We start from the raw sequence: 21133 nt of genomic DNA, 5'->3' as shown, positions 1-21133 counted from the left end.
TAGGGAGTTGAGACCATGGCCGGAACATCCGCTGCCCACGGCGATCACCACGATCACCACGAACACAAGCCGCTTAGCTTCTTCCAGCGTTGGTTCCTGTCGACCAACCACAAGGACATCGGCACCCTCTACCTGATCTTCGCGATCTTCGCCGGCCTCATCGGCGGCACGCTGTCGATCTTCATGCGCATGGAGCTGCAGGAGCCGGGCATCCAGATCTTCCACGGTCTGGCCCAGATGGTCTACGGCTTCGAGGGCGATGCCGCCATCGACGGCGGCAAGCACATGTTCAACGTCTTCACGACGGCGCACGCGCTCATCATGATCTTCTTCATGGTCATGCCGGCGCTGATCGGCGGCTTTGCCAACTGGATGGTGCCGATCATGATCGGCGCGCCGGACATGGCTTTCCCGCGCATGAACAACATCTCGTTCTGGCTCATCATCCCCGCCTTCCTGCTGGTCCTTCTCTCGATGTTCGTCGAGGGTCCGGCAGGTGCCTACGGCGCGGGCGGCGGCTGGACGGTCTATCCGCCATTCTCGACATCGGGGCAGCCCGGGCCGGCCATGGACTTCGTGATCCTCGGCCTGCACATTGCCGGCGCATCCTCGATCCTCGGCGCGATCAACTTCATCACGACGATCCTCAACATGCGCGCCCCGGGCATGACGCTGCACAAGATGCCGCTCTTTGCCTGGTCGGTGCTGATCACCGCCTTCCTGCTGCTGCTCTCGCTGCCGGTCCTGGCAGGCGGCATCACCATGCTTCTGACCGACCGCAACTTCGGCACGGCCTTCTTCGCGCCGGAAAACGGCGGTGACCCGATCCTCTTCCAGCACCTGTTCTGGTTCTTCGGTCACCCGGAAGTGTACATCCTGATCCTGCCCGGCTTCGGCATCGTCAGCCACATCGTCTCCACCTTCTCGCGCAAGCCGATCTTCGGCTACCTCGGCATGGCCTATGCCATGGTCGCCATCGGCGCTGTCGGCTTCATCGTGTGGGCGCACCACATGTACACGGTCGGCATGTCGCTCGACACGCAGCGCTACTTCGTCTTCGCCACGATGGTCATCGCGGTTCCGACGGGCGTGAAGATCTTCTCGTGGATCGCGACGATGTGGGGCGGCTCGATCCGCTTCACGACCCCGATGGTCTGGGCGATCGGCTTCATCTTCCTGTTCACCGTCGGCGGCGTCACGGGCGTCCAGCTCGCCAATGCCGGCCTCGACCGCGCCCTGCACGACACCTACTACGTGGTGGCCCACTTCCACTACGTCCTGTCGCTCGGCGCCGTCTTCGCCATCTTCGCGGCCTGGTACTACTGGTTCCCGAAGATGACCGGCTACATGTATTCCGAGTTCATCGGCAAGCTGCACTTCTGGGTCATGTTCGTCGGCGTGAACCTGGTGTTCTTCCCGCAGCACTTCCTCGGCCTTGCCGGCATGCCGCGCCGCTACATCGACTATCCCGATGCGTTCGCGGGCTGGAATGCGGTGTCGTCCTACGGCTCGTACATCGCCGCCGTCGGCGTCCTGATCTTCCTTTTCGGCGTCTTCGAAGCCTTCGCCAAGAAGCGCGTCGCCGGCGACAACCCGTGGGGCGAGGGCGCCAACACGCTGGAATGGCAGCTCTCTTCGCCGCCGCCCTTCCACCAGTGGGAACAGCTCCCGAAGATCAAGTAGGGTCTTGCAAGATCGGGGCCGCCGGAAACGGCGGCCTCAGGACTGGCAGAAGGTGAGAATCCCGGCGGAGGCCGACGGTTGTCGGGTGGCAAGCCCACACCCCACCCTCCGTCATCCCCGGGCCTGACCCGGGGATCCATGCCACACCCTCCGGCGTGCCGTTGGGCGTGGACCCCGGGGCAGGCCCGAGGGCGACGACGGAGAAGGCGGGCATGAGGCTTGTCTCTCCCGACCCAACAGAGCGGAAAGAACATGGCGGTCATCGAGCATCACGAACTGGTTCCGGGCGGCGGCGAGGTCTACCTCTCCGAAGCATCGCCGCGTGATTTCTTCGAGCTTCTGAAGCCGCGCGTCATGTCGCTGGTGGTCTTTACCGCATTCGCCGGCCTCGTCCTCGCGCCCGGCACGATCAACCCCTTCATCGGCGCCATAGCGATCCTCTGTATTGCCGTGGGCGCCGGCGCATCCGGGGCGCTCAACATGTGGTACGACGCGGATATCGATGCGGTCATGTCCCGCACGGCCAAGCGTCCCATCCCCTCGGGCCGCATCCGCCCGGAGGAGGCGCTGGCCTTCGGCCTGACGCTCTCCGCCTTCTCGGTGGCGATTCTCGGCCTTGCGGTCAACTGGCTGGCCGCCGGCCTGCTCGCCTTCACCATCTTCTTCTATGCCGTCGTCTACACGATGTGGCTGAAGCGCTCGACGCCGCAGAACATCGTCATCGGCGGCGCGGCCGGCGCCTTCCCGCCGATGATCGGCTGGGCCTGTGTCACCGGCGGCGTCTCGGTCGAGAGCGTCGTCCTCTTCCTCATCACCTTCCTGTGGACGCCTGCGCATTTCTGGGCGCTCGCGCTCTTCAAGATGCGCGACTACGAGGCCGTCGGCGTGCCGATGCTGCCGAACGTCTCGGGCGAGGCGACCACGAAGGTGCAGATTCTCGTCTATGCGGTGCTGACCGCCGTGATCGCCGTCGTGCCGGCCGCGCTCGGTTTCGCGAGCCTCGGCTACGGTCTGTTTGCCGCAGCCCTCGGCCTCGGCTTCGTGTGGTATTCTGTCGGCGTGCTGCGCATGCCGGAGGGCGACCGCGCGATGGTTCCGGCCAAGAAGCTCTTCGCCTTCTCCATCGTCTACCTGTTCGCGGTCTTCTCCGGGCTCATGCTCGACCACCTGATCGCGTCCTTCGGATGGGGGCTGTAATGGAAACGGTAAATCTCACGGAAAGCCAGAAGAAGGCCCGCCGCGGCCGCAACATCGCGCTCGGCGCGGTGCTTCTGGGTCTCGTCGTGCTGTTCTACATCGTCACGCTGGTGAAATTCGGCGGCGGGATGGCGGGCTGAGCATGAGCGAGACGAAAAAGACCGAAAAGAGCAGGCTCGGCAATGGCGCCATCGTCGCCATCTGCTGTTCCTTCGTCATCGGCATGGTGGGCGCGGCCTATGCCGCCGTTCCGCTCTACGAGATGTTCTGCAAGGTGACGGGCTACGGCGGCACGACGCAGCGCGTCGAGCAGGCCTCCGACGTCATTCTCGACAAGAAGATCAAGGTGCGCTTCGACGCCAATGTCGGCCCGGGCCTGCCCTGGACCTTCGAGCCCATGCAGCGCGAGGTGGAGATCCGGATCGGCGAGACGGTTCAGGTCTTCTACAAGGCCCGCAACAACGCCTCCACGCCGACCACCGGCCAGGCGACGTTCAACGTCACGCCGGAGGCGACCGGGGCCTATTTCAACAAGGTCCAGTGCTTCTGCTTCACCGAGACCACGCTGAAGCCGGGAGAGGAAATGGACATGCCCGTCGTCTTCTTCGTCGATCCCGAGATCGTCGAGCCGGTCGAGACGAAGGGCGTCCACACGATCACGCTGTCCTACACCTTCTATCCGCGAGAGGCGTCGAAGCCGTTGGTTTCGGCTGCGGATGGCAAGGCGGACGACGTAAACAAGCTTTGAAAGACATGCGTTTCCGGCTATGCCGGGAACGGAACGCGATACATTCGGGGATAAGTCACATGGCCGATGCGCATCAGAAGAAACACGACTACCACATCATCGATCCGAGCCCGTGGCCGCTGCTCGCCTCCATCGGCGCCTTCGTCATGGCCTTCGGCGGCATCGCCTACATGCGTTACCTGTCGGGCGGCGCCTTCCACCTGTTCGGCATGGACCTCGCCACGCCGTGGGTCTTCTTCATCGGCCTGCTGATCACGCTCTACACCATGTACGGCTGGTGGGCGGACACGGTGAAGGAAGCCCATGAGGGCCACCACACCCGCGTCGTCTCGCTGCACCTGCGCTACGGCATGATCATGTTCATCGCCTCCGAGGTGATGTTCTTCGTCGCCTGGTTCTGGGCCTTCTTCGATGCCAGCCTCTTCCCGGGCGAGGCCATCCAGGCCGCCCGCGTCGAATACACCGGCGGCGTCTGGCCGCCGAAGGGCATCGAGGTCCTCGATCCCTGGCACCTGCCGCTCTACAACACGGTCATCCTGCTGCTCTCGGGCACCTGCGTGACCTGGGCGCACCACGCGCTGCTGCACAACGACCGCAAGGGCCTCGTCAACGGCCTTGCGCTGACGGTTGCCCTCGGCATCCTGTTCTCCTTCGTGCAGGCCTACGAATATGCCCACGCCCCCTTCGCCTTCAAGGACTCGATCTACGGCGCGACCTTCTTCATGGCGACGGGCTTCCACGGCTTCCACGTCCTGGTCGGCACGATCTTCCTGATTGTCTGCCTCGTGCGCGCCATGCGCGGCGACTTCACGCCGAAGCAGCACTTCGGCTTCGAGGCGGCTGCCTGGTACTGGCACTTCGTCGACGTCGTCTGGCTCTTCCTCTTCTTCTCCATCTACATCTGGGGTGGCTGGGGCGCGCCGGTCCACGGCTGACCGCACAAGACACGACCTCGGAGCGGCCGCAGCGATGCGGCCGTTTCTCTTTCGGCGCCCCCTGTCGCGCGCTTTCGATTGGACGGGCCGCCGGCATGGCGATATGGGATAGGGGGTGCCTGCCCCTCATCCCCCTGCCGGGGCCTTCTCCCCCCGGGCGGGAGGAAGGGACGCCGAGCGGTTTTCCATCCTCTCGCGAGTTTGCGGCGGGAAGGAAAACGGCGGGACGATCGTTCCTCGCCCCGCTTGCGGGGAGAGGATGCCGGCAGGCAGGCGAGGGGCAACCCTCTTGGGAAACAATCGCCGCCGCTCGATGCCGCGGCCGCATGTAACGGAATTTCACCATGGACGAGGACAAGGCACTCTTTCCGCCGATCGATCCCATCCGCGCCGGCGTGCGGGGCTGCTGCCCGCGCTGCGGCCAGGGCAGGCTTTTCGACGGCCTCCTGAAGGTGCGGCCCGCCTGCAGCAATTGCGGGCTCGACTATTCCTTCGCCGATTCGGGCGACGGGCCTGTCGTCTTCGTGCTGCTCATCGTCGGCTTCATCGTGGTCGGCGCGGCGCTGTGGATGGACGTCAACTACGCCCCGCCGCTCTGGGTGCATTTCATCCTGTGGGTGCCGCTGACCATCGGCCTCGGCCTTTGGCTCACGCGCATCCTCAAGGGCCTGCTGATCACCCTGCAATACCGCAACGATGCCCGTCCCGGCGAGATCGATCGTGGCTGAGGTCCCCCCGGCCGCCATGCGGCGGATGGGCAGGGGCAAGACGGTGCTCACGGGGATCGTCTTCTTCGCGGCCCTCGCCGTCCTGCTCTCGCTCGGCACCTGGCAGGTCCAGCGCCTCCACTGGAAGGAGGCGCTGCTCGCCGACATCGCCGAGCGCCGCGTCGCCGCCCCTGTGCCGCTTGCCGATATCGAGGCGATGGCGGCGAGCGGCGAGGACATAGAATACCGCCCGGTCACCGTCTCCGGCGTCTTCGCCAACAACCGCGAGCGCCATTTCTTCGCCACCTGGCATGGCCAGACCGGTTATTACATCTACACGCCGCTCCAGCTTGCCGACGGCCGCTTCCTCTTCGTCAATCGCGGCTTCGTGCCCTTCGAGGCGAAGGAGCCGGAAATGCGCAAGCAGGGCCAGCTCACCGGCGAGCAGACCGTCACCGGCCTTGCCCGGGCGCGCCTTACCGAAAAGCCGTCCTCCATCGTGCCGGACAACGATCTCGCCAAGAACATCTTCTACTGGAAGGACCTCGACGCCATGGCGGCGAGCACCGGCATCGCCGCGGACAGGCTGGTGCCCTTCTTCGTCGATGCGGGCGATGCGCCCAACCCGAAGGGCCTGCCGATCGGCGGCGTTACCCAGTTCGACCTGCCGAACAACCACCTGCAATATGCCGTCACGTGGTACGGTCTGGCGGCGGCGCTGGTGGGCGTCGCGCTCTACGCCCTGTTCCGCCGGAAGGGTGATCCGGCGCCCTGAAAGTGCCGGATGGAGCTGTTTTCCCTTGGCGCGGCGGCCCGTGCCGGCCTATATGGGCGCAAGGCCCCGTCCCATTGCCGGATAACCGATGAGCATGATTGAGAACCGACCGGACTTGACCATCAGGCTGTGCGGCCCGCGCGGCTTCTGCGCGGGGGTCGACCGCGCCATCCAGATCGTCGTGCTGGCTCTGAAGGCCTATGGCGCGCCGGTCTATGTGCGTCACGAGATCGTGCACAACCGCTATGTCGTGGAGGGCCTGGAGGCCAAGGGCGCGATCTTCGTCGAGGAGCTCGACGAGATCCCGGAAGAGCATCGCCAGCAGCCCGTCGTCTTCTCCGCCCATGGCGTGCCGAAGTCGGTGCCCGCCGATGCCGAGGCGCGCAACCTCTTCTATCTCGACGCGACCTGCCCGCTCGTCTCCAAGGTCCACAAGCAGGCGATGCGCCACCAGCGCCTCGGCCGCCATGTCGTGCTGATCGGCCATGCCGGCCACCCCGAGGTCATCGGCACGATGGGCCAATTGCCGGAAGGCTCCGTCTCGCTGGTCGAGACGGTCGAGGACGCCGACAGATACGTGCCGCCGGACCCGGACAATCTCGGCTTCGTCACCCAGACGACGCTCTCGGTCGACGACACGGCCGGCGTCATCAAGCGCCTGCACGAGCGCTTCCCGAACCTCACGGCCCCCGCCGCCGATTCCATCTGCTATGCCACCACCAACCGGCAGGAGGCCGTCAAGCAGGCGGCGCCCGGCTGCGATCTCTTCCTCATCGTCGGCGCGCCGAACTCGTCCAATTCCAAGCGCCTCGTCGAGGTGGCGCTGCGGGCAGGCGCCACGAAATCCGTGCTCGTCCAGCGCGCCGCCGAGATCGACTGGGATTCCATCGGCGACATCCGAACCGTCGGCCTCTCGGCCGGCGCCTCCGCCCCGGAGGTCATCGTCAACGAGATCATCGAGGCCTTCCGCGCGCGCTACAACGCGGTCGTCGAACTTGCCGACACGGTCGAGGAGAACGAGCATTTCCTCGTCAACCGCGAACTGCGCAGCATCGAGCTGACCTCCGCCGACATGGCCTTCGTCAATGGCGAGTGAGGCCGTGAACCGCTCTTGTGCCCCTCATCCCCCTGCCGGGACCTTTTCCCCGCAGGCGGGGAGAAGGGGAAAGCCAGCCCGTTTTCCGTTCCCTTCTTCCCACTTCGTGGCTGGAAGGAAGCCCGTGAGCCCATCGCTCCTCGCCCCGCTTGCGGGGAGGGGATGCTGGCAGGCAGGTGAGGGGCAGCGCGCCGCACCGACCCATCCGATCGATCCCATCCATCAAGCCTGAGACCCGCCGTGGCCGTCTATACCGATATCACCGAAGACGATCTCTCCCGTTTTCTCACCGCCTATGACGCGGGCACGCTGCTCTCCTACAAGGGCATCGCGGAGGGCGTGGAGAATTCCAACTTCCTGCTGCACACCACGAAGGGCGCCCTCATCCTGACGCTCTACGAGAAGCGCGTCGATCCGAACGACCTGCCGTTCTTCCTCGGCCTGATGCACCATCTGGCGGAAAAGGGCCTGTCCTGCCCGCTGCCCCTGCCGCGCAGCGACGGCGCGCTGCTCGGCGAGCTCTCCGGCCGCCCCGCCGCCGTCATCTCCTTCCTCGAAGGCATGTGGCTGCGCAAGCCGGCGGCCAAGCATTGCGGGGAGGTCGGCCGCGCGCTGGCGCAGATGCACCTTGCCGGCGAGGGCTTCGAGCTCACCCGCAGGAATGCGCTCTCCGTCGACGGCTGGCGGCCGCTCTGGGACAAGTCCGCCGACCGCGCGGACGAGGTGGAGACGGGGCTGCGGGACGAGATTCCCGGCGAGCTCGATCTCCTGGAAGCACGCTGGCCGAAGGACCTGCCGACGGGCGTCATCCATGCCGACCTCTTCCAGGACAACGTCTTCTTCATCGGCGACGAGCTTTCCGGCCTGATCGACTTCTACTTCGCCTGCAACGACATCCTCGCCTATGACGTCGCCACCTGCCTCAATGCCTGGTGCTTCGAGAAGGACGGTTCGTTCAACCTCACCAAGGGCATGGCGCTGCTGGAGGGCTACGAGAGCGTGCGCCCGCTGTCCGACGCCGAGGTGGCCGCGCTGCCGCTGCTGGCCCGCGGCTCGGCCATCCGCTTCTTCCTGACGCGGCTCTACGACTGGCTGATGACCCCGCCCGGCGCGCTGGTCGTCAAGAAGGACCCGCTCGAATACCTGCGCCGGCTGCGTTTCCACCGCCAGGTGCGCGACGCTCGCGAATACGGACTTTCCCGATGAAGCATGTCGATATCTTCACCGACGGCGCCTGCTCGGGCAATCCCGGCCCCGGCGGCTGGGGCGCGGTGCTGCGCTATGGCGAGATCGAGAAGGAACTGTCCGGCGGCGAGGCGCTGACGACGAACAACCGCATGGAACTGATGGCGGCGATGAGCGCGCTCACCGCGCTGAAGAGCCCGTGCGAGGTCGATCTCTACACGGACTCGAAATACGTCATGGACGGCATTTCGAAATGGATCTTCGGCTGGAAGAAGAACGGCTGGAAGACCGCCGACAGGAAGCCGGTGAAAAACGGCGACCTCTGGCAGTCCCTCGACGAGGCGCGCCTTCGCCACAAGGTCGAATGGCACTGGGTCAAGGGCCACGCGGGCCACCCGGAGAACGAACGCGCCGACGAGCTGGCGCGCAAGGGCATGGCGCCGTTCAAAGGCAGTAGGAGTTAGGAAATAGGCAGTAGGAAACAGAAGGAAGCAACGTTCCCTCTACTGCCTACCGCCTACTGCCTACTGCCTCATCAAAGCTGCTCGATCATCGCCGCCGCGCCGGAAACCGTCGCCTGGCCGGGGCTTTCCTCGATATTGAGCGCCTTCACCACGCCGTCCTCGACGAGCATGGAATAGCGCTTGGAGCGCACGCCGAGCGTGCCGGCGGAAAGGTCGATGTCCATGCCGAGCGCCCTGGTGAAGGCGGCGTCCCAGTCGGCAAGGAAGCGCAGCTTGCCCGCGCCGCCCGTCGAGGTCGCCCAGGCGCCCATGACGTGGTGGTCGTTGACGGCGACGACCGCGATGTCGTCCACGCCCTTGGCAAGGATCGCGTCGCGGTTTTCCAGGTAGCCCGGCAGGTGGTTCAGCGAGCAGGTGGGCGTGAAGGCGCCGGGAACGGCGAAGAGCACGACCCGCTTGCCCTTGAACAGGTCGTCCGTCGAGATGTCGGCGGGGCCGTCCGGCGTGCGTTCCTTCAGCGTGAGGGCGGGCAGCTTGTCTCCAACGGCAATGGTCACGGGCGTCTCTCCTGTCTGGTGGCAAAATGGCTTGCGGCGGAACTATAGGGGAGCGCTAGTCGATGGCAAGCGGGCTTTCCATCGTCTTCTCGCCGGCGCGCACCGTCAGGCGGATCGGGTCCTTCGCAAGGTCGAAGACCTTCGGCTTGTGCAGCACCGGGACCTCGGCGACGAAAGCCTCGCCCTCGCGCCGGGTGGGGCCGGCCGCGCCGAACTCGAAGGTCGAGGCGCCGGAAAGGAAGACGTCGGGCACCGGCCCGTCCGCCGGAGCTTCGAAGCGCACCGTCAGGCTCTTGCCGTCCGCGGCCCAGTGGCCGGACAGCGGCTTGAAGCCGTCGCCCGCCCCGTGCGGCAGGGTGGCCTCCGCATCGGTGACGGCGACCTCTTCCAGCGGATTGGCGAAGCGCTCGCCGCTGGCGTCCGCCGTCAGCTCGGCCTGCACGGGGATGCAGATGTCCTTGCACACGCCGAGGAAGACGGTGGCGGTGATCGGCCCTTCGGCCTTGTCGAGCTTCAGCGGCAGCCGCACCGGCTTGTCGTAGCCGATATAGTGGGTCTCGGCATCGCCCAGCCGCGTCGGCGCGGGAAAGCCGACCGATTTGAGCTCGGCACCCGTCACCACAACCGATGGGGGAATGCCGCTGCCGCCGGGATCGCGCCAATAGGTCTTCCAGCCGTCGTGCAGGCGAATATCGAGCATGGCCCGCATCGTGCCGTCGGCCGCCGCCGGAAGGGCGACGAGCCGCACGTCGCCGCCCGGCGTCTCGACCCAGGCAGAGGTCGCGGCCGCGGCGGTGGAATTGACGAAAAGCAGCGCAAGGGCAGCGATTTGCAGGTGTTTCATGATCCCATATCTAGCGCCGGCACGCATCGCTTGCCAGCGGCAATGCCGGCTGCGCCGATCATAAAAGCTTGATCGCCCGGCGCTTTGCCATGGCTTTTCCGCCGGGCTGGCGGGCCGTAATGTCGAAAAGAACGCTTTTCATTTGGCGGCGAATTGGTAGGCTGTTAGCGCTATGGCTATGTCGGTTCTGAAAAACAGGCGAGAACGCGGCTTCCTTGACGGTCATTTCCTGATCGCCATGCCGGGCATGGCCGACGATAATTTCGCCCGCACGGTCGTCTATATCTGCGCCCATTCGGAAGACGGCGCGATGGGCTTCGTCATCAACCGGCCGCAGCCGCTGAGCTTCTCCGACGTGTTGCTGCATCTCGATCTTCTCGGCAAGGAAGAGGTGATCCGCCTGCCGGGCAGGACGCTCGACTTTCCCATCCGCAGCGGCGGCCCGGTCGAGAGCGGTCGCGGCTTCGTGCTGCATTCCGACGACTACCTTTCCGAGTCCAGCATCCCCGTCAGCGACGACATCTGCCTGACGGCGACGCTCGACATCGTGCGCGCCATCTCGCGCGGGCGCGGTCCGCAGCGCGGCCTGATGATGCTCGGCTATGCCGGCTGGGGCGCCGGCCAGATCGAGAACGAGATCGGCGCCAACGGCTGGCTGACCTGCCCGGCGCAGGAAGAGCTGATCTTCGACACGAACCTCGACAACAAATACGAGCGGGCGCTCGGCCTGATGGGCATCACGCCCGCCATGCTCTCCGCCGAAGCCGGCCACGCCTGACCGGCGTTCATGAATTTCTTTGCCCTCATGGAACTTGTTGCGGTGCGCACCGTTCTTTCCGCGCGCCGGGAACGGCGCTTTCGATTCCGGTCAACAAGGGAGCATGACGATGGGCAGCACCAGCGACAAGATCAAGGGCACGGCGAACGAACTGGCCGGCAAGGCCAAGCAGGCTGCGGGCAAGGCCGCCGACAGCCCGAAGATGCGCGCCGAAGGCGCCGCGCAGGAAGCCAAGGGCAAGACGCAGAAGGCCGTCGGCAAGGCCAAGGACGCCGTGAAGGGCACTGTCGACCGGCTCTGATGGCCCCGGCCATCCCGGCTTTTCAAACCATGGATACCCGCGCAGGCGATCGCCGGCGCGGGTATCCTGCCGAATGCAACCCCGCGCGACCCGGCACCCCATGAAACTCTTCACCTGCAGCATCTGCGGCCAGACCATCCATTTCGACAACCGCCTCTGCGTGCGCTGCGGCGCCGCGCTCGGCTTCCTCGCCGGGGACGTGACGCTGCATGCGCTCGCGCCGGACGGCGAAGGGGGCTGGAAGATCGCACCGGACGGGCAGGCCTGCCGCTTCTGCGAGAACGCCGCGCACGACGTCTGCAACTGGATTGTGCCGGCAGGCAGCCCCCATGCCTTCTGCGAGGCCTGCCGGCACAATCGCATCGTGCCGACGACGGACCCGAAGGGGCTGGAGCGCTGGCGGCGCATCGGCGCGGCGCAGCGCCACCTCTTCTATTCCATCCTGCGCTGGAAACTGCCGCGCCCGACCCGCGACGAGGACCCCGAAGGCGGCCTCGTCTTCGATTTCCTGGCGGACGAGCTGGATGCCGGCGGCAACGTGATCGCGGCGGCCATGACCGGCCATGAGGACGGCCTGATCAGCCTGCGCGCCGCCGAGGCCGACGACGAGGTGCGCGAAAGCGTGCGCGTCGCCATGGGCGAACCCTACCGCTCGCTGCTCGGCCATTTCCGCCACGAGACCGGGCACTTCTACTGGAAGCAGCTCGTCCGCGACGCGGCGACGCTGGAGGAGGCGCGCCGCCTCTTCGGCGACGAGCGCGAGGACTACGCCGCCGCCCTCCGGCGCAACTACGAGCAGGGCCCGCCGCCGGATTGGCCGCAACGGTTCATCAGCACCTATGCGAGCAGCCACCCGGCCGAGGATTTCGCCGAGTGCTGGGCGCACCTGCTCCACATCGTCGATACGCTGGAGACCGCCCGCGCCTTCGGCCTCAACACCGATCCGAAGGGTCACGAGGAGCTGGAGGCCGAAGTCACCTTCGATCCCTACCGCGCCCCGGGCGCCGGCCGCCTCGTCGAGGCCTGGATCCCCCTCAGCGTCGCCATGAACGCCATCCAGCGCTCCATGGGCCAGCCCGACAGCTACCCCTTCGTGCTCTCCCCGCCGGTCGTCGAGAAGCTCGATTTCATCAACCGGCTGGTGCACAGGTCAACGGTGCGATCCTTGTAAATATAGCCCAATGGGTTATATTCGGGTATGTAGACGGTCGTTGAGCTTCCCACGTTCATCCGGCAGGCAGAAGCGATCTTCTCGCTGGAGGAGCGCGCAGCGCTCATCGACTATCTTGCAGCCAATCCGTTGCTCGGCGATGAGATTCCCGGAGCGAGCGGGGTTCGCAAGCTTCGATTTGCAGCCGGCGGCAAGGGAAAGCGTGGCGGTGCCCGCGTAATCTATTACTGGTATAGCGAGGACGCACCTATCTACGCGCTTCTCGTCTACGCGAAAAACGTTCGAACGGACCTTTCACCGGCTGAAAAGAAAACCGTCGCTGCCATTGCGAAAGCCATCAAGCAGCAGCAGAGGAGCAAGTGACATGGCGAAGAAGACCACGTTCGGAGACGAACTTGCCAAGGCGATGTCCGAAGCGCTCGCCCACGCGTCCGGTGCACCTGTGGAAGGCACGCGCGTTCATGTTGCCGATGCGGACACGATCGATCCCAGGACCATCCGGCGTCATCTGAGGCTGACCCAGGAGCAGATGGCGCATTTCCTCGGCACGAGCGTCTCCGGCTACCGGAAGTGGGAGCAGGGGCAGCGGCAGCCGAGCGGCGCCGCCCGAACGCTTCTGCGCGTCATGGAAATGGAGCCGGAGGCGGTGCTCCGCGTGCTCGCGGCCGCCTGACCCTTACGCCCGCTTCATCAGCGGAAAGCGCTCCTTCAGGAGGCGCAGGACGGAATCGTAGCCGATCGGCGGGCCGAAGAGGTAGCTCTGGCCGAATTCGCAGCCCATGGTGCCGAGCTCGATCGCATCCTCCTCGGACTCGATGCCTTCGGCGACGACCTGCATGTCCAGTTCCCGCGCCATGGAAATGACCGAGCGCAGCAGGACGGTCCGCTTGTCGGAACCGTCGCGCACCAGCGCCTTGTCGATCTTGATCGTGTCGAAGGGGAACCGGGTGAGGTAGGCGAGCGAGGAATGGCCCGTGCCGAAGTCGTCGAGCGCGAGGCCGAGGCCGACGTCCTTCAGCTTGGTGAGGATGAGGCGGGCCTGTTCCGGGTTTTCCATCACCACGGATTCGGTGAGTTCCAGCTTGATCTTCTGCGGCTCGCAGCGCGTGCGGGCGAGCGCCGCGCGCACGTCGTTGTAAAGCTCGTTGTTGATGAGCTGCGCGCTGGAAAGGTTGACGGAGACGAAGATCGGCAGGTCCCCGGTCTGGAGCTGCCAGTCCATCAGGTCGCTCGCCGCCTTGTCGAAGGCGAAGAGGCCGAGCTGGTTGATGAGGTCGGAGCCTTCCGCGATCGGGATGAACTCGGTGGGCGAGATGTTGCCGCGCTTGGGATGGTCCCAGCGCATCAGCGCCTCGAAGCCGGCGATCTCCGCATCCGTGAGGCGCACGATCGGCTGGTAGACGAGGGAAAGTTCCCTGCGCTCGATGGCGCGGCGCAGGTCCGACTCGATCTGCAGGCGGTCGGCGCCGAAGGTGCGGAAGGCCGGGCGGAAGGGCTCGACGCGGTTGCCGCCGGCCTTCTTCGCCCGGTACATGGCAAGCTCGGCATCGTTGAGCAGCCCCGCCGCGTCGTTCTGCTGGTCGACCCAGGAGACGAGGCCGATGGAGGCCGTCAGGATGATCTCGCGGCCGCCGAAATTGATCGGCACCATGATCGCCTTGCTCACCGCGTCGGCGAAATCGGCGACCTTGGCCGGGTCCCGCTCGGACATAAGGATCAGGCCGAACTGGTCGCCGGCAAGCCGCGCCAGCGTGTCCTGCGGCCTCAGCAGCCGGCGCAGCCGGCGGGTCAGCGCAATGAGGATGTTGTCGCCGGCGGCGATGCCGAGCGCATCGTTGACCTGCTTGTACCGGTCGATGTCGATGGTCAGCACGGTCGGGCGCACGGTGTCGGAACTGGCGGTGAGCGCCAGGATCGACTGCAGCCGGTCGAGGAAGACCTGGCGGTTGGGCAGGCCCGTCAGGTTGTCGTGCAGGGCGTCCTGCAGCAGGCGGTCGACGGAGTTGCGCTGCTCGGTGATGTCGATGATCGTGCCGACGCAGCGGATGATCTCGCCGTTGGCGCCGAGCACGGGGCGGGCGCGGATGGAGAGCCAGTGATAGTGGCCGTCCTCCGCGCGCACGCGGAACTGATGGTTGAGCCGGCCCCGCCGATGCTCCAGCAGCACGTCGAGCGTGGCGCGGAAGCGGTCGCGGTCGTCGGGGTGGAGGCGCGGCAGCCAGTTGCGCGCCGGCCCGTGCATGACGCCGGGCGCAAGGCCGAGCTGGATGGAGATGTCGGGAATGGTGACGACGCGGTCGCGCGCCACGTCCCAGTCCCACACGGTGTCGCCCGAGCCGGTCAGCGCCAGCGACTGGCGCTCGAGGTCGGAGAACAGGCCCTGGCTGTAGGCGCCGCCGGCAAAGGCGTGCTGCATCACCGTGAAGCCGATGAGGAGCACGATCAGCACGAGGCCGCCGCCGAGCGCCGGCTGGATGATGTCGTTGTTGAGCTGGCCCGTCACCGTCAGCCAGGCGCCGAACAGCCAGACGAGGATCAGCGCCCAGGCGGGCACGAGCAGGATCGCCCGGTCGTAGCGGTTGAAGCCGAGATAGGCGATGAGAACGATGCCGACCGTGCCGGTGAGCGCGAAGGAGAGGCGGGCGATGCCCGAGGCGATCGGCGGATCGTAGATGGCGACGCCGAAGAGCAGGCCGAGGCCGAGGATCCAGGCAAGCGTCGCATAGGACAGGTGCGCGTGCCATCGGTTGAGGTTGAGATAGGTGAAGAGGAAGACCACGAGGCCCGCCGCCAGGAACACCTCCGTTCCCGCGCGCCATATTCGCTCGTCCCCCGCCGTGATCGAGATGAGCTTGGAGAGGAAGCCGAAATCGACGCAGATATAGCCGAGCACCGCCCAGGCGAGCGCGGCCGTCGCCGGCAGCATGGAGGTGCCCTTCACCACGAAGAGGATGGTGAGGAACACCGCGAGCAGGCCCGCGATGCCGAGCACGATGCCGCGATAGAGCGTGAAGGCGTTGACCGTGTCCTTGTAGGCGTCCGGCTCCCAGAGATAGATTTGCGGCAGGTCAGGCGTGGCAAGCTCGGCGACGAAGGTGACGACCGAGCCGGGATCGAGCGTGATGCGGAAGACGTCGGCCTCCTCGCTCGGCTGCCGGTCGAGCGCGAAGCCCTGGCTCGGCGTGATCGAGATGATGCGCTTGGCGCCGAGGTCGGGCCAGAAGAGCTTGGACTGCACGAGGCGGAAATGCGGGGCGACGATCAGCCGGTCGATCTGCTCGTCGGACACGTTGGCGAGTGCGAACACGGCCCAGTCGCCCTGGTGGTCGTCGGAGGTGGCGCGCACCTCGATGCGGCGCACGATGCCGTCCGTGCCGGGCGCGGTGGAGACCTGGAAGGCTTCGCCCCGGCCGGTATAGATCTCTGTCGTGGCGGTGAGGTCGAGCGCCGTGTCGTCACGGGAGATCTTCACCGGCTCCACGGCGAAGGCGCGCCCCGGCAGCATGCCGGCAATGAGCATCGTCACCAGAAGGATGGAAGCGAGCAGCCGGCTGGCGCGCAGCGCTTGCGGCACGAAGGAAGACGTCATTGAAAGTGCATTGTCCTTAGGTACTGCCCAGTCCTGCCGCGTCCATCATGCCGCTCACGGCTGCCTGTCGGCCGCCAGGAGCGAGAACATGACGTGGTCGCGCCACTGCCCGTTTATCTTCAGATACTCCCGAAGGTAGCCTTCCTGCTGAAAGCCGGCCTTTTCAAGGAGGCGTATGCTTCTTGTATTGTCTGGAATACAGGCTGCCTCGATACGGTGCAACTGAAGGCTCGAAAAGATATAGGGTATGGCGAGTTTCAGCGCGCCGAACATGTGGCCCTGGCCGGCATGGCGCTCGCCCATCCAGTAGCCGACCATGCAGCATTGCGCGGCCCCGCGCCTGATATAGCCGACGGTGAGCCCGCCGAGCAGCGTCTTGTCCTCGCGGGCGAAGACGAGGAGCGGCACGGCCTGTCCGGAGGAGAATTCCTGCTCGTTCCTGACCACCCGGGCGCGGAAGGCGCTCTCGGTCAGCTCGTCGTTCCGCCAGGTCGGCTCCCACGGCTCGAGGAAGCGCCGGCTCTCCGAGCGCAGCGCATACCATTGGCGATAATCCTGGAAGCGGGGCAGGCGAAGGAAATGCCGGTCCCCGGTCAGCTCGACGGTGTCGGACTGCCGTGACAGAAACCGAAAAACCGACCGTGTCATCCAATCCTCCGCGCGCGCCGCCCCGTGGCGCGCATTCCCCGCAAGACTATGCCAGCAGGTTCGGCGCCGTCAAATGGTGTCGGGCGGGTTTGCGAAAAGGAAGCCGGAAAAGACAAAACCCGCCTCGCGGCGGGTTGCATCGTCTGGAAATGTGCCCTTCTGGGAAGGGCGAAGGCGCGTCCTCAGCCGAATACCAGGAAGCCCTTTACGGCGGACTGGATGTTCGAGCGCGAGATGCCGAGGTCCTGCAGGGCGCGGTCGTCGAGGGCGTTCAGTTCGCGCACGGCGCGGCGGTCGGCAGCGTTCTTCTTGAGCTTTGCGATGATGTTCATGGTCAACTCCTTCGGGTTGCCCACTATGTATGCGATCGCTTGCCCTTGGAAAATGCATATGCTTGCAGCAGAGGCATGCGCGCGTTGCATGGCGGCCGGAGACTGCCCGAAATGGAGGCAGCCGGGCTACTCCAGGTCTTCCTGCGCGATCGTGCCGGTCACGTGGATGTCGGTCGTCTCCAGCCGGCCCGGCCCGAGATTGACGAACTTGTGCGGCACGCCCGCGGGGCCGAACACGATCTGCCCCGCCACCGCCTCGATCTGCCGCTCGCCCACCGTGAAGAGCGCGCGGCCCTCGCGCACGATGAACACCTCGTCATAGGCATGCCGGTGGAGCCGCGGGCCGCGCCCGACCTCGTCCGTCGTGTAGAAGACCACGGAGACGTTCGTTCCGAACCGCTTGCCCTCGAACTCGCCCTTCCAGGCGTCGGGCCGTTCGGCCCATTCGGCGCGCTCGATGAGTGCGGCGGTCTTCTCCATGACGTCTTCCTCCTGCGGACATGCCACAAGGACGGTCAGGCCGCGCCTGTTCCGACAGCGTCGAGGATAGTCTTTGCCGGCTGGCCGTTCCGATCGTCGGGGGCGAGGCTCAGCTTGCCGCGCGATCGATGGTCCCGCGCGACAGCGACCGTGCGATGTCGCCCGTCGGCACCAGATGCTCCAGCGGGCCGATCGCCGAGACCGTGGGCACCGTGTCGAAGAACAGCCGGCCGGCAAGGTCCGTCAGGCGCTCGATGGTGATGCCGGCAAGGCGCTCCATCAGTTCCTCGTTGGGGATCGGACGGCCGTAGAGCATCATCTGGCGGGCGATCTGGCCGGCGCGGGCGGCCGGGCTCTCCTGGCCCATCAGGAGCTGCGCGCGGATCTGCGCGCGGGCGCGCTCGATTTCCTGCTGGTCGATCGCTTCGGAGGTCTTCTTCAGCTCGTCGAAGATGACGGGCATCAGCTCGGGCAGGTTCTCGCCGCCCGTTGCGGCGTGGATGCCGAAGATGCCGGTGTCCGAAAAGCCCCAGTGGAAGGCATAGATCGAGTAGCAAAGGCCCCGGTGCTCGCGCACCTCCTGGAAGAGGCGGGAGGACATGCCGCCGCCGAGGATGTTGGCGAGGATCTGCGAACAGTAGAAGTCGCGGGCATGGTAGGCCTTGCCCTCGAAGCCGAGCAGCACCTGCGCATCCATGAGGTCGCGCGTCTCGCGTATGTCGCCGCCGGTATAGCGGGCGGGCTCGAAGATCGGCGAGACCTTCGGCGCTGTCGGCAGCGAGGAAAACCGGCTTTCGACCTGGCGCACGAATTCGTCGTGGTCCACCGCCCCGGCCGCGACGACGAACATGCGGTCCGTCGTGTAGTTGCGGTCGAGATAGTTGCGGATCTCGCCCGGCGTGAAGGACAGCACCGTGTCCGGCGTGCCGAGAATGGCGCGGCCGATGATCTGGCCGCGATAGGCGACCTCGGAGAACTTGTCGAACACCACGTCGTCGGGCGTGTCGTTCGCCGCGCCGATCTCCTGGAGGATGACGTGCTTCTCGCGGCGAAGCTCCTCCTCGTCGAAGGCGGACTCCGTCAGGATGTCGGCGAGGATGTCGACCGCGAGCGGGACGTGGTCCTTCAGCACGCGGGCGTAGTAGGAGGTGGTCTCGGTCGAGGTGGCGGCGTTGACCTCGCCGCCGACATTCTCGATTTCCTCGGCGATCTGGCGGGCGGAGCGGCGCTCGGTGCCCTTGAAGGCCATGTGTTCGAGGAGATGGGCGATGCCGTGCTCGTCCGTGGTTTCGTTGCGTGAGCCTGACTTGATCCAGACACCGAGAGCCACGCTCTCGAGATGGGGCATGTTTTCCGTCACCACGGTCAACCCGGACGAGAGCCGGGTGCACTCAACTTTCATCATGCGCACTTTCTGCGTTTCTAGCCACGAACACGCGTATGTTTCCCGATGAAGGCTTCCACCGCATCGAGCTTCGCATCGAGGACGTCGAACCGCTCCTCCCTTTGCATGAGGTCAGCAAGCCACGTCGGAAGCGCCGGGTCAATACCGCATGCCGATTTTACTGCGGCGGGGAATTTCGCCGGATGGGCGGTGGCGAGCGTCACCATGGGCGCGTTCGGCTTCTCGTGCTTTGTGGCGACGAAGACGCCGATGGCCGAATGCGGGTCGAGCAGGTAGCCGGTGCGCTCCAGCGTCTGGCGGATCGTCTGCGCCACCTGCTTTTCGGAGGCGCGGCCGGCGCGGAACTCCTTGCGGATCGCCTTCAGCGCGGCCTCCTCGATGTCGAAGGCGCCCGACTGCTTCAGGCTCGCCATGGCGCGGCGCACCGCCCCGGCATCGCGCCCGTGGGATTCGAACAGCAGCCGCTCGAAGTTCGACGAGATCTGGATGTCCATGGAGGGCGAGGTGGTGGCCCTGACGTCCTTCATCTCGTAGCGGCCGGTCTTCAGCGTGCGGGCGAGGATGTCGTTCTCGTTCGTCGCGATCACCAGCTTGTCGATGGGAAGGCCCATGCGCTTGGCGGCATAGCCGGCGAAGATGTCGCCGAAATTGCCGGTCGGCACGGTGAAGGAGATCTTGCGGTCCGGCCCGCCGAGCGCGATGGCCGTGGTGAAATAGTAGACGATCTGGGCCATGATGCGCGCCCAGTTGATCGAGTTGACGCCGGAGAGCTTCACGCCGTCGCGGAACTTCGTGTCGTTGAACATCGCTTTCACGAGGTTCTGGCAGTCGTCGAAATTGCCCTTGACGGCCAGCGCGTGGACGTTCTTTTCCGTCGAGGTCGTCATCTGGCGCTGCTGCACCGGCGAGACCTTGCCTTCCGGGAAGAGGATGAAGATGTCGGTGCGCTCGCGCCCGGCAAAGGCGTCGATGGCCGCGCCCCCGGTGTCGCCCGAAGTGGCGCCGACGATGGTGGCGCGCTCGCCGCGGACGGTCAGCGCATGGTCCATCAGCCGGGCGAGGAGCTGCATCGCCACGTCCTTGAAGGCGAGCGTCGTGCCGTGGAAGAGCTCCATCACGAAGGAATTCGGCCCGGTCTGGACGAGCGGCGCGACCGCCGGGTGGCGGAAGGTGGCATAGGCCTCGTCGATCATCGCCCGGAATTTATCGGCGGGAATGTCGCCCTCGACGAAGGGGGAAAGAACCGTGAAGGCGATCTCCTCGTAGGACTTGCCGCGCAGCGCCCGGATCGCCTTCTTCGAGAAGGTCGGCCATTGCCGCGGCACGTAGAGGCCGCCGTCGCGGGCAAGGCCCGCCAGCAGCGCATCGGAAAAGCCGAGGGAAGGGGCCTCGCCCCGCGTCGAAACATAGTCCACGGTCACACGTCCTTGGAATTGCAAATGCCGTTGCGTCCCGCCGTCCGCGCTATCGGGGGCGGGCTCGTCCGAAATTATGCCGGCGGTTTCATTCGACAATCGATTTTTCGCCGCGCCGCTGCTATAGACCATCGCCAGGGGTCGTGAAAAGACCCGTGAAAGAGTTCCGAAAGGCTCGGACGCCGGGGGCGGGGCCTGATCGCAGGGGTAGAACGCAACGTGTTTGGAATGACTGTCCGCCGTTTTCTCGGCATCTCCCTTCTCGCCGTCGTCGCCGGCTGCAACCAGACCGACAAGCCCGCCGACCTCGGCGTGACGAGCGATCCGTCCGGTGTGCAGACGGCCCACCAGCAGCAGACGCAGGTCGCCGTCGTGCAGGGATCGTGCCCGCAGGTCTTCCTGCGCGACGGCACCGCCGTGCTACAGCGCTACGGCAAGGGCGCCAAGGACGACCCGCAGAACCTCGCCTATCAGGTGACGCTCGCCGACACGACGCGCCAGTGCGTGCTCAACGAAAGCCAGCTCGTCATGACCGTGATGGTGCAGGGCCGCGTCGTCATCGGCCCGGTGGGCGCCTCCGGCACCGTCAACGTGCCGATCCGCGTCTCGGTGCTCGACGGCACCAACTCGCTCTATTCCGAACTGGTGCAGTTCCCGGTCCAGATCCCCACCGACGGCGGCGCGGGCCAGTTCATCTTCACGCAGGGCAATATCGTCGTTCCCGGCGGCTCGGGCGGCTTCACGAAGGTCTATGTCGGCTTCGAGGACGGCCCGGCGAAGAAGAAAAGGAACTAGAGCAATTCCAGCAAAAGTGCGCAGCGGT

25 protein-coding genes are annotated in these 21133 nt (G+C 65.9%); 16 read left to right on the top strand and 9 right to left on the bottom strand.

Annotated elements, in window-relative coordinates:
- The first annotated feature begins 15 nt into the window (after positions 1 to 15).
- From ctaD to rnhA, 10 genes are all read left to right on the top strand, one after another.
- Positions 16 to 1683 carry a cytochrome c oxidase subunit I gene (gene ctaD / locus L0976_RS23475; protein ID WP_203318099.1) on the top strand — a complete coding sequence of 556 codons (1668 nt, stop codon included), beginning with the start codon at positions 16 to 18 and terminating at the stop codon, positions 1681 to 1683.
- Between the two features lie 252 nt (positions 1684 to 1935).
- On the top strand, positions 1936 to 2880 hold the full coding sequence (locus L0976_RS23470; protein WP_203318100.1) for a heme o synthase: 945 nt from the start codon (positions 1936 to 1938) through the stop codon (positions 2878 to 2880).
- Positions 2880 to 3020, top strand: a complete 141-nt coding sequence (locus L0976_RS23465) for a hypothetical protein (protein ID WP_203318101.1) — start codon at positions 2880 to 2882, stop codon at positions 3018 to 3020. The genes L0976_RS23470 and L0976_RS23465 overlap by 1 nt, the downstream gene beginning before the upstream one ends.
- A 2-nt stretch (positions 3021 to 3022) precedes the next feature.
- A complete protein-coding gene (locus L0976_RS23460; protein WP_234189417.1) occupies positions 3023 to 3628 on the top strand; it encodes a cytochrome c oxidase assembly protein in 606 nt (201 codons plus the stop codon).
- 59 nt (positions 3629 to 3687) lie between these two features.
- Complete coding sequence (locus tag L0976_RS23455; protein WP_203318103.1) at positions 3688 to 4563, top strand: cytochrome c oxidase subunit 3; 876 nt, start codon at positions 3688 to 3690, stop codon at positions 4561 to 4563.
- 344 nt (positions 4564 to 4907) lie between these two features.
- Complete coding sequence (locus L0976_RS23450) at positions 4908 to 5291, top strand: DUF983 domain-containing protein (RefSeq protein WP_203318104.1); 384 nt, start codon at positions 4908 to 4910, stop codon at positions 5289 to 5291.
- Between the two features lie 16 nt (positions 5292 to 5307).
- Positions 5308 to 6045, top strand: coding sequence for an SURF1 family protein (locus L0976_RS23445; protein ID WP_370643787.1), 738 nt, complete (start codon positions 5308 to 5310; stop codon positions 6043 to 6045).
- Between the two features lie 88 nt (positions 6046 to 6133).
- Positions 6134 to 7141: a 4-hydroxy-3-methylbut-2-enyl diphosphate reductase gene (gene ispH / locus L0976_RS23440; protein WP_203318106.1), complete on the top strand. Its 1008-nt coding sequence runs from the start codon at positions 6134 to 6136 to the stop codon at positions 7139 to 7141.
- Between the two features lie 240 nt (positions 7142 to 7381).
- Positions 7382 to 8347, top strand: a complete 966-nt coding sequence (locus L0976_RS23435; protein ID WP_234189416.1) for a homoserine kinase — start codon at positions 7382 to 7384, stop codon at positions 8345 to 8347.
- Positions 8344 to 8790, top strand: coding sequence for a ribonuclease HI (rnhA, locus tag L0976_RS23430; RefSeq protein ID WP_203318108.1), 447 nt, complete (start codon positions 8344 to 8346; stop codon positions 8788 to 8790). Before L0976_RS23435 ends, rnhA begins: the two co-directional genes overlap by 4 nt.
- 71 nt (positions 8791 to 8861) lie before the next feature.
- On the opposite strand, the gene L0976_RS23425 is transcribed toward rnhA, so the two are convergent.
- Genes L0976_RS23425 through L0976_RS23415 form a run of 3 tightly spaced genes read right to left on the bottom strand, consistent with a single transcriptional unit; the run spans position 8862 to position 10417 of the window.
- Complete coding sequence (locus L0976_RS23425) at positions 8862 to 9347, bottom strand: peroxiredoxin (RefSeq protein WP_234189415.1); 486 nt, start codon at positions 9345 to 9347, stop codon at positions 8862 to 8864.
- A gap of 55 nt (positions 9348 to 9402) precedes the next feature.
- Complete coding sequence (locus L0976_RS23420; RefSeq protein ID WP_234189414.1) at positions 9403 to 10191, bottom strand: protein-disulfide reductase DsbD domain-containing protein; 789 nt, start codon at positions 10189 to 10191, stop codon at positions 9403 to 9405.
- A 58-nt stretch (positions 10192 to 10249) separates the two neighbouring features.
- On the bottom strand, positions 10250 to 10417 hold the full coding sequence (locus tag L0976_RS23415) for a hypothetical protein (protein ID WP_234189467.1): 168 nt from the start codon (positions 10415 to 10417) through the stop codon (positions 10250 to 10252).
- Between L0976_RS23415 and L0976_RS23410 the strand changes: the two genes are divergently transcribed.
- The 5 genes from L0976_RS23410 to L0976_RS23390 all read left to right on the top strand — a co-directional run bounded on the left by L0976_RS23410 (position 10364) and on the right by L0976_RS23390 (position 13114).
- Positions 10364 to 10969, top strand: a complete 606-nt coding sequence (locus tag L0976_RS23410; protein WP_203318111.1) for a YqgE/AlgH family protein — start codon at positions 10364 to 10366, stop codon at positions 10967 to 10969. The genes L0976_RS23415 and L0976_RS23410 overlap by 54 nt on opposite strands.
- A 109-nt stretch (positions 10970 to 11078) precedes the next feature.
- Positions 11079 to 11270, top strand: coding sequence for a CsbD family protein (locus tag L0976_RS23405; protein WP_203318112.1), 192 nt, complete (start codon positions 11079 to 11081; stop codon positions 11268 to 11270).
- 100 nt (positions 11271 to 11370) lie between these two features.
- Complete coding sequence (locus L0976_RS23400; RefSeq protein ID WP_234189413.1) at positions 11371 to 12441, top strand: putative zinc-binding metallopeptidase; 1071 nt, start codon at positions 11371 to 11373, stop codon at positions 12439 to 12441.
- 129 nt (positions 12442 to 12570) lie between these two features.
- Complete coding sequence (locus L0976_RS23395; RefSeq protein ID WP_234189412.1) at positions 12571 to 12804, top strand: type II toxin-antitoxin system RelE/ParE family toxin; 234 nt, start codon at positions 12571 to 12573, stop codon at positions 12802 to 12804.
- Between the two features lies 1 nt (position 12805).
- Positions 12806 to 13114: a DNA-binding transcriptional regulator gene (locus L0976_RS23390; RefSeq protein WP_234189411.1), complete on the top strand. Its 309-nt coding sequence runs from the start codon at positions 12806 to 12808 to the stop codon at positions 13112 to 13114.
- Between the two features lie 3 nt (positions 13115 to 13117).
- Here the strand turns inward: L0976_RS23390 and L0976_RS23385 are convergent, their stop codons facing one another.
- The 6 genes from L0976_RS23385 to thrC form a co-directional block, all read right to left on the bottom strand.
- The gene (locus tag L0976_RS23385; protein ID WP_233290781.1) at positions 13118 to 15961 is read right to left on the bottom strand and encodes a sensor domain-containing phosphodiesterase; all 2844 of its coding nucleotides are present in this window, start codon (positions 15959 to 15961) and stop codon (positions 13118 to 13120) included.
- A gap of 123 nt (positions 15962 to 16084) precedes the next feature.
- On the bottom strand, positions 16085 to 16678 hold the full coding sequence (locus tag L0976_RS23380; RefSeq protein ID WP_203318117.1) for a GNAT family N-acetyltransferase: 594 nt from the start codon (positions 16676 to 16678) through the stop codon (positions 16085 to 16087).
- 182 nt (positions 16679 to 16860) lie between these two features.
- Positions 16861 to 17010 (bottom strand): DUF1127 domain-containing protein, encoded by a 150-nt coding sequence (locus tag L0976_RS23375; protein ID WP_203318118.1) that lies wholly within the window; start codon positions 17008 to 17010, stop codon positions 16861 to 16863.
- Positions 17011 to 17136: 126 nt separating this feature from the next.
- On the bottom strand, positions 17137 to 17490 hold the full coding sequence (locus tag L0976_RS23370) for a cupin domain-containing protein (protein ID WP_234189410.1): 354 nt from the start codon (positions 17488 to 17490) through the stop codon (positions 17137 to 17139).
- A gap of 109 nt (positions 17491 to 17599) precedes the next feature.
- Positions 17600 to 18895 (bottom strand): pitrilysin family protein, encoded by a 1296-nt coding sequence (locus tag L0976_RS23365; RefSeq protein WP_234189409.1) that lies wholly within the window; start codon positions 18893 to 18895, stop codon positions 17600 to 17602.
- 17 nt (positions 18896 to 18912) lie between these two features.
- Positions 18913 to 20310 (bottom strand): threonine synthase, encoded by a 1398-nt coding sequence (gene thrC / locus L0976_RS23360; protein ID WP_234189408.1) that lies wholly within the window; start codon positions 20308 to 20310, stop codon positions 18913 to 18915.
- A 228-nt stretch (positions 20311 to 20538) separates the two neighbouring features.
- Between thrC and L0976_RS23355 the strand changes: the two genes are divergently transcribed.
- The gene (locus L0976_RS23355) at positions 20539 to 21105 is read left to right on the top strand and encodes a hypothetical protein (protein ID WP_234189407.1); all 567 of its coding nucleotides are present in this window, start codon (positions 20539 to 20541) and stop codon (positions 21103 to 21105) included.
- Positions 21106 to 21133 lie beyond the last annotated feature (28 nt).

This window comes from Shinella sp. NM-101, assembly GCF_021401195.1.
Classification (GTDB): Bacteria; Pseudomonadota; Alphaproteobacteria; order Rhizobiales; family Rhizobiaceae; genus Shinella.
The sequence above is the reverse complement of the archived record's forward strand: the minus strand, read 5'-3'. Positions and strand labels throughout refer to the sequence as shown.